A 12,819-nucleotide genomic window follows, 5' to 3' on the forward strand; every position below is an offset into this window, starting at 1 on the left:
TTATTGGTTGAATCTAAAAATTAATGCCCATGTTCAGATTCGGTTGCCATTTTATTTTCTGTCATTCCAGCATGCTCATCTGCCGACATGTGATGAGTTTCTGTGGTTGCTGGCGCACTTGCGCCACTCATATTTTTCTGTTTTTCAGCTTCAGTCAGTGCTTCTTGAGACATCACAGGTGCATTTTTAAAAGCAGTTTGATTGCTCTCAGCACGTTTCTGACTTGGCATATAATCAGGTTCGTTGGTTACAGCAAGGTAGAAAAAGCCAAGGAAAAAAGCACTTAAAATAAAGGCAATAATGAGCGCTTTCCAACCCCAAGGCGATTTTTCAGGAGAAGTGTTATTAGTCATGAGAAAATACCAAAATGGATAAAAATAAATCAGAATCTATGTAACTTTATAACACATTATTGTTTGAAAGCCGATGCTTAAATAACGAATCCTTTCATTTGAATAAGAGATTAAAGTTAATATTAAAATCCCGATCTTTCATTTAAATATAATAAAATTCAGATCTGGTCTGAATATAAGGACATCAAAGAGAGGATATATTTTGAATGAAAAAGCAATGTTTTGAAATATGATCACCCTCATTTTTAATAGAAAAAGAGTGATCATATGGTGTGTGGATCAACTGATATTATGCAATTTTTTCGCCAGCATGGGCTTTATCTATCAGCAGTTGTGGTGCTTTAAAACGCTCACCATATTTTACTTGTAGTGTATTGGCACGAATTAAGGCTTTTTCCAAACCATATTGATTTAGAAACTGCAAGGCACCACCCGTCCACGGCGCAAAACCAATACCAAAAATAGAACCGACATTGGCATCGACCACAGATTCTAAAACACCTTCTTCAAAACAGCGCAAAGTATCTAACGCTTGTACAAACAGGAAGCGGTCAATCATTTCCTGTTCTGAACTATCCGTGTCTTTTTTCCAGTGGTTTAAGCCATGCCATAAATGTTTTTTGCCATTTTCAGGATAGTCATAGAAACCAGCACCCGCAGCTTTGCCTTTACGTTGAAATTGATGAATCATGGTTTCAATCACATCATCGGCACCTGAACGTGGCAGGTCTTTGCCTTCAGCAAGTAGGGCTTTACGGGTCTCATTTGCCACATGTTCAGATAAGGTCAGAGACACTTCATCCTGAATGGCGAGTGGCCCTACAGGCATGCCTGCTTTAAGAGCCGCCATTTCAATTTTTGCAGGATGCACACCTTCTGCAAGTAAACGTAAGCCTTCTTGCACAAAAGTACCAAAGACACGACTGGTAAAGAAACCACGACTGTCATTGACCACAATTGGTGTTTTGCCAATTTGCTGTACATAGTCATAGGCTTTGGCTAATGTTTCGGCTGAGGTGTTTTTACCTTTAATAATTTCAACCAGTTGCATTTTATCGACAGGGCTAAAGAAATGTAGACCAATAAAATGGCTATCGTCTTTAGAGGCTTTGGCAAGTTCTGTGATGGGCAGGGTTGAGGTATTGGAAGCCATAATACCGTCATTGACCAAATAGCTTTCAGCTTCTTGGGTGACTTTAGCTTTCAGTTCTGGATTTTCAAAAACCGCTTCAATAATTAAATCACAGCCTTGTAAATCTGCTGCATTAGCCGTTGCAGTAATCAAAGATAAAACCTGATCACGTTTTTCAGCGGTCAGTCGTCCTTGTGATACTTTTTTATCCAGCAGTTTTTGGCTATAGGCTTTGCCTTTTTCTGCATTTTCAAGCGTAACGTCTTTGAGTACAACTTGAATGCCTTTACTTGCCGTTGCATAGGCAATCCCTGCGCCCATCATACCTGCACCAAGCACACCGACTTTTGTTGCTTTCCATTTGGTAATATCTTTAGGACGGCTTGCACCAGATTTAATCGCGTTTAATCCGTGCCAGAAGGTGCCAATCATATTTTTGGAAATTTGACTCGTGGCAAGGTAAGTAAAATAACGTGATTCTATGGTCAGAGCCGTATCAACATCGACCTGAGCACCTTCCACCGCTGCTGCCATAATGGCTTCAGGCGCAGGGTAACAGCCTTTGGTTTTATCACGCAGCATGGCTGGAGCAATCGCCAGCATTTGCGCAACAGCAGGCGTTTTGGGATCACCACCAGGGATTTTGTAGCCTTTTACATCAAACGGTTGTTGCGATATTGGATTGGCTTTGATCCAAGCAATGGCTTTATCTAAAAGCTCTTGTTCAGACTCAGCTGTATCGTGAATTAAGCCCAAAGATTTGGCTTTATCAACACCAAACTGCTTACCTTCCATCAGGAAAGGAAAAGCATTTTGCAGACCGAGTAGGCGTACCATACGTACCACACCGCCGCCACCCGGCAGTAAACCTAACGTGACTTCGGGTAAGCCAAATTTAGCTTTAACATCATTTAAGGCTATACGATAATGGCAGCCTAAAGCCAGTTCCCAACCACCACCTAGTGCTGTGCCGTTTAAGGCTGCAACCACAGGAATCCCACGCGTTTCGATATAACGTAGTTTGGCTTTCATTTCTTCAATCATGTTGAAGAATGTTGTGGCATGATCCGGCTCTGCTTGAATCAGTTCATCGAGGTCACCCCCTGCAAAAAAGGTTTTTTTCGCTGAACGGAAAATAATGCCTGAAATTTCTGCATCGGCTTGTAGCTTGGAAACGCTATCTTCCAGTGCCACACGGAAATCAGCGTTCATGGTGTTGGCAGATTGGTTGGGAGAGTCTAAAGTCAAAATGACAATATTATCGGCATTTTTTTCATATTGAATTGCGCTCATGATTATTCTCCTTATACCAATTCAATAATGGTTGCGATACCCATACCACCACCGACACACAAGGTTGCCAGTCCACGTTTTTTGCCTTGACGTTCTAGTTCATCTAGCAATGTGCCTAAAATCATTGCGCCCGTTGCACCCAGTGGATGCCCCATTGCAATTGCACCGCCATTGACATTTACTTTGGCTGGATCAACTTTAAGTTCTGTGATGAAACGCATGACCACAGCAGCAAAGGCTTCATTGACTTCAAACAGGTCAATATCATCAATGCTTAAGCCTGCTTTGGCTAAAGCTTTACGTGCAGCAGGTGCAGGGCCAGTCAACATGATGGTCGGGTCACTACCAACCAATGCCGTTGCCAAGACTTTGGCACGTGGTTTGAGTCCTTGTTCTTGGACGGCTTTTTCAGAAGCGATTAATACCACAGCCGCACCATCGACTATGCCAGATGAATTCCCGGCATGATGCACATGATTAATGTTTTCAACTTCAGGATATTTCTGTAGCGCAATGGCATCGAAACCCATTTGACCCATCATGGCAAAGCTTGGATTGAGTTTGGCTAAACCTGCCGCGGTGGTAGTGGGTTTAATAAACTCATCTTCAGCTAAAATTGTCACGCCTGCTTTATCTTTCACAGCAATAATCGATTGATTGAAATAACCTTTGGCTTGTGCCGCAGCGGCTTTCTTTTGTGAGTTCTCGGCAAAAGTATCGACATCAGAACGCGTATAACCGTCAATGGTGGCAATTAAATCTGCCCCAATCCCTTGGGGAACAAAGTTTGCTGCCATGTTGGTTTCAGGATCCAGTGCCCAAGGGCCGCCGTCTGAACCCATCGGCACGCGAGACATTGATTCAACCCCACCTGCAACCACAAGATCTTCCCATCCTGAACGGACTTTTTGTGCAGCCATATTGACGGCTTCCAAACCTGAAGCACAAAAACGGTTGATTTGTACGCCTGCGACATCGTTATCCCAACCTGCCGCAATGGCCGCAGTTTTGGCAATATCCGCACCTTGATCACCAATCGGGGTGACACAGCCCAACACAATATCATCGACTTTAGAGGTATCCAGTTGATGACGATCTTTCAGTTCATTGAGTAAAGTCGTCAGTAGGGTGATGGGTTTCACTTCATAGAGTGAACCGTCTTTTTTTCCTTTTCCGCGTGGTGTGCGAATGGCATCAATGATGTAAGCCTCGCTCATACAATATCCTTTTTTATGACTTTAAATTTGTTATGCTTTTTCGATTTTAATGATTAATTGTTGAAGTGCAATGACCAGAACGAATCAGATCAAATGAGTTTTTTAGCCAACCTGATGGAATTGTGCTGTGATTAGCCATGCTGTTTATTTTTGTCTTTTTTAGCCGTGTGTTTGCTCGCTTTCAATTAGACTGCATCTTCAATATTTGTGCTTGATTATATGGGGTAAAGAGAATGATAAAACTAAAAAGTCGCTCTGCTGTCATTTTGTTAGTGTTGTCTTTATTCGGTTGTGATTCATCTGGTGGTGATCTTGGAAAAAATAATGTTGCAGAGAGCAAAAATAAAATGAGTCAGACTTATTCGAATCAGGTGGCTAATGACAAAATGCTGTTGGTCTTGTCTGCGCCATCCATCCATGATCCTTACTACACATCAGCATTTCAACGCATTGTCGATTTCCAAATTAATTATGCAAAATCCATTTTGGGAAATGATAATGTGGTGATTTTGGTCGATGAAGACACTAAACCTTATTTTACAGGCAAAGTCCCCGAAGATATTTTACTGGTGGATGATGTGCGTGATATTTGGATGCGTGACTTCACCACGGTTAATCCAAAGCAGCCTGTGCAATTTACCTATACGTGGGCTTCGATGAGCCAGAAGCAAAGTCAGGAAGTGCAAAAAAGTTTTAGTCGTTTTGCAGATCGTTATCAGATTCAAAGAGCCAAAACAGATTTAATGATTGATGGTGGCAATCTTGTCGATGATTATGCAGGTCGTGTGATCACAACCACTCGGTTTATGGAAGATAATGAACTCAGTTATGATGAAGCCAAACAAGAATTAAAAACCACTTTGGGTGCGCGAGAAGTTGCAATTTTAGAACCCGATGAAGAAGTGCTTGCCCATTCCGATGGCATGGTCAGTTGGGTGGATAAAAACACACTACTGGTCAATGATTACTCAAAAACACCATCATTTAGAACCGTGGTCATGGATGAGCTAAGATCTTCATTTCCATCAGCAAAAATAGTTGAAGTCCCTGTTGAATATAAAACCAATCCCAAAGGACAATGGGACGGATTTGAATCTGCTTGTGGGGTCAATCTCAACTCAACCGTGACTTATAATAATATTTATGTACCAACCTTTAATATGCCACATGATCAAAAAGCATTGAGCATTATCAAGCAGAATACTACTAAAAAAGTGATTCCGATCAATGCGGAAAGTGTTTGTCCTATGGGTGGCAGCGTACGTTGTCTGACTTGGCAAGTCACAGGTGAGAATGCAGTAAAATTAATTACTGCTGCGAGAGAAAGATAATAATTTGAATAACTTGCATCTGATGCTTCACAGGCAGATGCAAGTTCGTTAAACTCGCCTGCCATTTTTATTATGCTGATAAAAAATGAAATTTATTAATATTATTGGTACCACAGGCTCAGGAAAAACCACTTTTGCTCGTCAATTGGCACACCAGATCAAGCTAGAACATATTGAATTGGATAATTTATTATGGCTGGACGATTGGCAGGAATCAGCAGATGAAGCATTCTTTTGCAAGCTTAAATCGAGTATGGAGGCAGCTGCAACAGGTTGGGTCATTGATAATCTCTATACCCGAAGCATCGAGATGATCTGGTCACAGGTTGATACTGTCATTTGGTTGGATTATTCATTTTCTCTAAATCTGTATCGTCTGACTAAACGAACTTTATCTCGTGCTCTCAGTCAAAAACCATTATGGGAAGATTCTAATAACAGGGAAAACTGGAAATTGATGTTATCCAGAAAATCAATTTTTCTCTGGATGCTTCAGAAATATCCACAAAATAAACAAAGATATGTAGTCATGATGCAAGACTCTAAATATCAACATATTCAATTCATTCGTTTAACATCACCCAGACAGGCGCAGGCGTTTTTAAAACGCTTGAGCGATTTCAATTGAAATAAAAAAGCCTGAGTAATACTCATAATGCTGATCATTTAAGGGATTTTACAATTAACGCCTTAGCTTTTTAGTTATTCACGACGGAGTCTTATAATTTTAAATCAAATACTTGGAGCTCATCTATTACTTTGGATAAGCCCAAATGAGAAGCCTCAAAATATATTTTGAGTTCGCAAGAAAGGCATCTTACGGCGCAGTGCGCCTCACTGCCAAACTCGCCAAATACCTTTTATTGATGAAGTAATCGCAGAAACTTTACTGCTTCAAAGTAGTCTTGCCTCAAACAGTTACAGATGACGTTTCCGCGTATCGAATAACATCATGAATTTAAAATAAAAATGCCAGTCAATTTCTTAACTGACTGGCATTAGAGTAATACTCAGGCTTTTTTATCAATTCATGAAAGATTAATGATAGCCATGTAATTGACGGTACAGTCCTGGTGTAACACCTGTCCATTTTTTAAATGCACGGTGGAAGGTACTGGTTTCACTAAAGCCAACTTGTTGTGCCACATCTTCTAAGGTTAAGTTTGGATTCAATAACAGATGGATTGCGGCATCACGGCGTAAGGCATCTTTCACGCCTTGATAACTTTTACCTTCCGCAGCCAAACGACGACGTAAGGTTTGCGGTGAAAGATAGAGCATCGAAGCGACATCATTCAAGGTTGGCATTTCTTCACCAATTTGGCTCTTTAATACGTCACGAATACGTGAAGTTAAAGAGTTGGTGTTTTTAAATTTAACCAAAAGCTGAGCAGGCGCAGCTTTCAGGAATTCTTCAAGATTTTCTTCCGTTTGGCGAAGCGGTAAATCTAGATAGTCGGCAGCAAAGGTAATTTCGGTACGCTGTGCATCAAATTGCATGACAGGTGCAAAGAACAACGCATCGTATTCATCTGCATGCGCAGGACGAGGGTAGCCAAAATGCACGCGTTCTAAAGGCAGGCGGCGTTCAATCAACCAAGAAGCTAGACCATGCCAAATCATCAGCATACTTTCGGTAATGAAGTGATCGGGGTCCATACTTTTGGGAATGAGTGGAACAAGGCGTGCTTCGTGTTTGTCACGCTCCAGTGTTACCGACCATTCATCACCAAACAGTTTATAAAACTGTGATGAAAGTTCTAAAGCATCTCCTAGCGTTTTTGCGTGGATGATGAGCTGACACATAATGGCAAAAGTGCCTAAACGACGTGGCTGAATATCAAAGCCGACGTGTTCATCTTGAGTCACCATCCACAGCATTTTAATAAAACGAGTGTACTGTTCTGGGGAAATACGTGCTTTAGGCTGACGTAATAATTCTGCCTCTATGCCGACATGGGACAATAAGGTTTCGACATCCATGCCTAGACGTTTGACACCTGTGAGAGCGGCATTGACGAAGTGGATACTAATCGTATCGCGACTCATGTTAAATCCTTCAGTCTCTTTTATATTCACTTTAGTTGACCTAAATGACGCTAAAAATTATTTGAATAGCAATTTACAATGGGTATTTTGCCTTGTTTACATCTTAAATTGCCGAAATGATCAAGGTAAATGGCTGAACATGACATTGTTTTATGACTTTTATATTTCTAATATGGATAAAAAATCAACATAGAGTGAGTAAAAATAACATGGATACAGCTTTAAAGGGATTGAAAGTCCTCGATTTTTCCACACTTTTACCGGGACCATTTGCCACATTGTATTTAGCCGATCTAGGTGCAGAAGTGATTCATGTCGAATCGCCTTCACGCCCAGATCTGATTCGTATCTTCCCGCCTTATGCCAATGGACAAGCAACTTCACATAGTTATTTGAATCGTAATAAGAAATCTATAGCCTTAGATTTAAAAGATCCGCAAAACATAGAACTGATTAAAAGTAAAATTGCTGATTTTGATATTGTGGTGGAGCAGTTTAGGCCCGAAGTGATGAAACGACTGGGTTTGGATTATTCTACGCTCGCAAAAATTAACCCACGATTGATTTATTGTTCCATTACAGGCTATGGGCAAACAGGACTTTATAAAGATAAGGCCGGTCATGACATTAATTATCTCGCCCTTTCTGGGATTGTCGGGCATAGCGGTCGACAAGACAGTGGCCCACCGCCGATGGGCATTCAAATTGCTGATATTGCGGGCGGTTCTTTGCATGCGGTGATTGCTATTTTATCTGCGGTGATTGAGCGTCAACGCAGTGGGCAAGGGCAGTATATTGATATCTCAATGACCGATTGTGTGGCCACTTTAAATAGCATGGCAGCAGCAGCAGTTTTAGCTGGGGAAACCAAACAGTATGCAGAACAATCACATTTAAATGGCGCGACCTATTATGACTATTATCAGACCCTTGATGGTCGATATTTATCGGTAGGCAGTATTGAACCACAGTTTATGTCGGGGTTAGCCACCATTTTAGAGCTTCCTATCCTTTTAGAAAAAGGTGCTTCTTTTGATGCAACCGATCAAAAATTAGTGAAGCAAGCGCTACAAGAAAAAATTAAAACCAAGACATGTACGGAATGGACATCCATTTTTGCACAACTAGATGTATGCGTAGAACCCGTTTTGCAATTAGATGAAGCATTAAACTCTGCATTGGCAAAACAACGGCAATGGGTGATTGATGTTCCTCTTGCTGAGCAAAGTACACAGACAGAACCTCAGTTAGCATGTCCGATTAAATTTTCACGCTCAAAAATGAGCTACAAACATATTGGCAAAAAATTAGGCGAAGATTCTTTTTAAATATCACAATGTGATAAAATATCGCCAAATTTAAACAAAAAACAACAAAAAAAATCATTATTCACAAATAATAGGCGTAACCTATACATAGGTTACATATTGTTGAAAAGGTCACTAATGATGAATAAATATAGTAGGAAAATATTTTTTGGAATTAGCTTTTTAGCAGTCAGTTGTGCAATACAGAGTACTTTTGCTAATCGTACTTTTTCATCTGAAAGCCCTTGGATGTTCGGTGACTGGAATGGTCAACGTACTGAATTACAGACGAAAGGTTATGATTTTAGCCTAGGTTATACGGGTGAAATGGCAACCTTGCTTGATGCAAGGCATGCTTCCAGCCATGGCACTGAATATGCAGATCAATTCGCGATTGGTGCTCATTTCGATTTAAACAAAATCTTAGGGTGGCAAGATACTGAAGCACAAATTACCGTGACTGAGCGTAATGGTCGTTCACTTTCACAAACTTCAGATGCTTTAAATGGTCAATCTACGGGTGTTGAAAATGGTCATTTAAGCTCGACCCAAGAAGTCTGGGGGCGTGGACAAACTTGGCGTTTAACTGATTTTTGGATCAAGAAAAAATTCTTAGATCAAAAATTAGATGTGAAAGTGGGGCGTTTTGGTGAAGGTGAAGACTTTAATAGTTTTGACTGTGATTTCCAGAATTTGGCTCTTTGTGGTTCGCAAGTGGGTAACTGGGTCGGTGATCAGTGGTACAACTGGCCAGTCAGCCAATGGGCTGCACGGGTGAAATATAACGTCACTCCAGACCTTTATGCACAGCTGGGTGCATACGAATACAATCCTGAAAATTTAGAGCGCGGTAAAGGCTTTAACCTCAGCACTGATGGTTCTCATGGTGCCATTATTCCTACGGAACTGGTTTGGACACCGAAAACAGGTGAACAAAAACTTCCGGGTGAATACCGTGCTGGCTATTACTACAGCACAGCCGATGCGGTGGTGATTGGTCATCAAGATCAAAAAGATCAACACCAAGGTGGTTGGCTTGTTGCGAAGCAACAATTAACGGCACATAAAGGTGATGTCTCTCGTGGTCTCACTGGTTTTGTCAACGTAACTGTGCATGATTCAGCAACCAACAACGTTAGCGATATGCAAAATATCGGTCTGGTTTATAAAGGTGCGATGGATTCACGTCCTAAAGACGAAATGGCTTTCGGTCTTGCACGTATCAATCTGAACGATGATCTGAATGATGGTCGTAACGAAGAATATGATGCAGAAGTTTACTACGGTTTACATGCAACCAATTGGTTAACCATTCGTCCGAATGTTCAATATATTCGTCATGTCGGTGCATATAAGAATGGCGAAAATGCTTGGGTGGGCGGGGTTAAGTTTCAAACAGCATTCTAGTTTGTAGATAATAAATACTTGAGTAACAACTGAAGCCTTGAGTTTTTTACGCTTTCAGACATGCTATATCGGTAGCCTTAGGTATTTAAAATCTAAAAACTAATAAAAAAAGCTGCTCATACTTGTTCACAAGTATGAGCTTTTCAATTAAGAATTTTAGAAATAGGTGGTTAATATGAATACTCCATCTTCAGGTTCAGGTTTAAAAACGATTTTAGCCATTGTTGCTATCATTTTCGGTTTAGTCCTGCTGATTGGAGGAATTTATCTTGCAGTGCTTGGTGGGTCTTGGTACTACATCATTGCAGGTTTATTCTTCATCGCTACTGCAATTTTATTGCAAAAATTAAAAAGCTCGGCATTGATTGTGTATGCAATATTTGTATTGGGTACAGTGGTATGGGGCTTATGGGAAGTGGGTTCTGACTTCTTTGCATTGGCTCCTCGTTTAGATATTTTAGGTTTATTTGGTCTTTTATTGTTAATTCCAGCAGTCACTCGTGGTTTTAACAATACCAAAGGTGCAAAAATTGCCCTGACGGGTACATTGGCCATCACTATTGCAGTGATGATCTATGCGGTATTTAATGACCCGCAAGAAATTCGCGGGGAATTAACGACCAAGCAGCCTGCCACTGCTCAGCCGATTCCGGGTATTGCTGACGCGGACTGGCCAGCCTATGGTCGTACTCAGTCGGGTCTACGTTATTCGCCATTAAATAAAATTAATTCAGAGAACGTGAAAGACTTAAAAGTCGCTTGGACGTATAACACAGGCGATTTTAAAACTAAAAATGACTCAGGTGAAACCACCAATCAGGTGACGCCAATTAAAGTTGGCGACAATATGTACATCTGTACAACACACCAAAAATTGGTTGCGCTGGATCCGACAACGGGTCAGGCGAAATGGACATTTGATCCGAAATTAAAAGCGGATAAAACCTTCCAACATTTAACCTGTCGCGGTGTTTCGTATTTTGATGCGAGCAATACAGCAGGTTTCGAAACCAGTTTAGCTGCGAAGAAAACCACTTCAGCAGAATGCCCTCAAAAAATCATTTTACCTGTCAATGATGGTCGCCTTGTTGCGATCAATGCCAAAACGGGTCAAGCATGTACAGATTTTGGTAAAAATGGTGAAGTTGATTTACAAAAAGACATGCCATTCCCTTATCCGGGCGGGTATATCCCAACGTCACCGCCAGTGATTACTGGTACAACCATTATTATTGCCGGTTCAACCACAGATAACTATTCAACTGAAGAGCCATCGGGTGTGATCCGTGGTTATGATGTCAATACGGGTGAACTTCTTTGGGTCTTTGATACGGGCGCGGAAGATCCAAATGCCATTCCTGCACCGGGTCAAAAATATGTTCAAAATTCGCCAAACGCATGGGCACCTTTAGCTTATGACGCGAAGTTGGATATTGTATATGTACCTACGGGTGTCGGTACGCCTGATATTTGGGGCGGGAACCGTACTGAGTTGCATGAGCGTTATGCAAACTCGATGTTGGCGATCAATGCGACAACAGGTAAATTGGTATGGAACTTCCAAACCACGCATCATGATTTGTGGGATATGGACGTACCATCTCAACCGACATTGACCGATATTAAAGACAAATCTGGGAATTTGGTTCCTGCAATTTATGTGTTGACTAAAACGGGGAATGTCTTTGTTCTAGACCGTCGTACTGGTGCAGCAATTGTTCCAATTACTGAGAAACCTGTGCCACAAACGGTAAAACGTGGTCCACAAACCAAAGGTGAACGTTATGCTGCTACACAACCGTTCTCTGATTTTGATCTTGCACCGAAAGAAAAATTAACGGATAAACAAATGTGGGGTGCCACCATGTTTGACCAATTGATCTGCCGTGTGTCTTTCCATAAATTGAACTACGATGGCATTTATACTCCACCTTCTGAAAATGGGACTTTGGTGTTCCCGGGTAATTTAGGTGTGTTTGAATGGGGCGGCATGTCAGTCAACCCAGACCGTCAAATTGCCGTAATGAATCCAATTGGCTTACCATTTGTATCTAAACTGATTCCAGCTGATCCGAACCGTCCAAAAACGGCCAAAGGCGCGGGCACTGAAGCGGGTGTTCAGCCAATGTATGGTGTGCCTTACGGTGTGGAAATCAGTGCGTTCTTGTCTCCATTCGGTTTGCCATGTAAGCAACCTGCTTGGGGCTATGTGGCTGGTGTCGATTTAAATACTCATGAAGTGGCTTGGAAACGTCGTATTGGTACAATTCGTGACAGTATGCCGGGTATTCCGTTACCGCCATTTAAAATGGGTGTGCCAATGCTTGGCGGTTCAATTTCTACTGCGGGTAACGTAATGTTTGTTGGTGGTACTCAGGATGATTACATTCGTGCAATCAATGTGACCAATGGTGATGAACTTTGGAAAGGTCGTTTGCCAGCAGGTGGACAAGCAACCCCAATGACCTATGAAAGCAACGGTAAACAATACGTGGTGATTATGGCGGGTGGACATGGTTCATTTGGCACCAAGATGGGTGATGCTTTAGTGGCTTATGCGTTACCCGATCAAAAATAATCTGTTGTAAGTAGTTGATTTAAAAGCCTGATTCGTCAGGCTTTTTTATTGGTTTTATTCTGTCTTACAATATATTTTCTTATTTAGATTTGAATATTTACGTTGTATATGAGAAATAATGATAAACAAGTGAAAAGAACATCAAATCGAAT

General features: G+C 41.3%; 9 protein-coding genes. 5 read left to right on the forward strand and 4 right to left on the reverse strand.

Going from position 1 to position 12,819, the window contains the following annotated elements; translation table 11 throughout:
• Positions 1-20: 20 nt before the first annotated feature.
• The 3 genes from BLV99_RS11300 to BLV99_RS11310 all read right to left on the reverse strand — a co-directional run bounded on the left by BLV99_RS11300 (position 21) and on the right by BLV99_RS11310 (position 3,995).
• Complete coding sequence (locus BLV99_RS11300) at positions 21-353, reverse strand: hypothetical protein (protein WP_092690700.1); 333 nt, start codon at positions 351-353, stop codon at positions 21-23.
• Positions 354-642: 289 nt separating this feature from the next.
• Positions 643-2,778, reverse strand: a complete 2,136-nt coding sequence (locus tag BLV99_RS11305; protein WP_092690703.1) for a 3-hydroxyacyl-CoA dehydrogenase NAD-binding domain-containing protein — start codon at positions 2,776-2,778, stop codon at positions 643-645.
• An 11-nt stretch (positions 2,779-2,789) separates the two neighbouring features.
• On the reverse strand, positions 2,790-3,995 hold the full coding sequence (locus BLV99_RS11310) for an acetyl-CoA C-acetyltransferase (RefSeq protein ID WP_092690705.1): 1,206 nt from the start codon (positions 3,993-3,995) through the stop codon (positions 2,790-2,792).
• 233 nt (positions 3,996-4,228) lie between these two features.
• Between BLV99_RS11310 and BLV99_RS11315 the strand changes: the two genes are divergently transcribed.
• Together BLV99_RS11315 and BLV99_RS11320 are read left to right on the forward strand one after the other, a co-directional pair.
• Positions 4,229-5,326, forward strand: a complete 1,098-nt coding sequence (locus BLV99_RS11315; RefSeq protein WP_092690708.1) for an agmatine deiminase family protein — start codon at positions 4,229-4,231, stop codon at positions 5,324-5,326.
• A gap of 85 nt (positions 5,327-5,411) precedes the next feature.
• Positions 5,412-5,954 carry an AAA family ATPase gene (locus tag BLV99_RS11320; RefSeq protein WP_092690710.1) on the forward strand — a complete coding sequence of 181 codons (543 nt, stop codon included), beginning with the start codon at positions 5,412-5,414 and terminating at the stop codon, positions 5,952-5,954.
• Between the two features lie 410 nt (positions 5,955-6,364).
• Here BLV99_RS11320 and BLV99_RS11325 read toward each other — a convergent pair whose 3' ends face one another.
• Entirely contained in the window at positions 6,365-7,375 is a 1,011-nt protein-coding gene (locus BLV99_RS11325) for an AraC family transcriptional regulator (RefSeq protein WP_086185379.1), read from the reverse strand.
• Positions 7,376-7,584: 209 nt separating this feature from the next.
• On the opposite strand from BLV99_RS11325, the gene BLV99_RS11330 reads away from it, so the two are divergent.
• The 3 genes from BLV99_RS11330 (at position 7,585) to BLV99_RS11340 (ending at position 12,667) form a co-directional block, all read left to right on the forward strand.
• Positions 7,585-8,703, forward strand: coding sequence for a CaiB/BaiF CoA transferase family protein (locus BLV99_RS11330; protein WP_092690713.1), 1,119 nt, complete (start codon positions 7,585-7,587; stop codon positions 8,701-8,703).
• A 120-nt stretch (positions 8,704-8,823) separates the two neighbouring features.
• Entirely contained in the window at positions 8,824-10,089 is a 1,266-nt protein-coding gene (locus BLV99_RS11335) for a carbohydrate porin (protein ID WP_092690807.1), read from the forward strand.
• Between the two features lie 175 nt (positions 10,090-10,264).
• Positions 10,265-12,667 carry a glucose/quinate/shikimate family membrane-bound PQQ-dependent dehydrogenase gene (locus BLV99_RS11340; RefSeq protein ID WP_092690715.1) on the forward strand — a complete coding sequence of 801 codons (2,403 nt, stop codon included), beginning with the start codon at positions 10,265-10,267 and terminating at the stop codon, positions 12,665-12,667.
• Positions 12,668-12,819 lie beyond the last annotated feature (152 nt).

Origin of the sequence: Acinetobacter kyonggiensis, from assembly GCF_900107285.1 — a bacterium.
Classification (GTDB): Bacteria; Pseudomonadota; Gammaproteobacteria; order Pseudomonadales; family Moraxellaceae; genus Acinetobacter; species Acinetobacter kyonggiensis.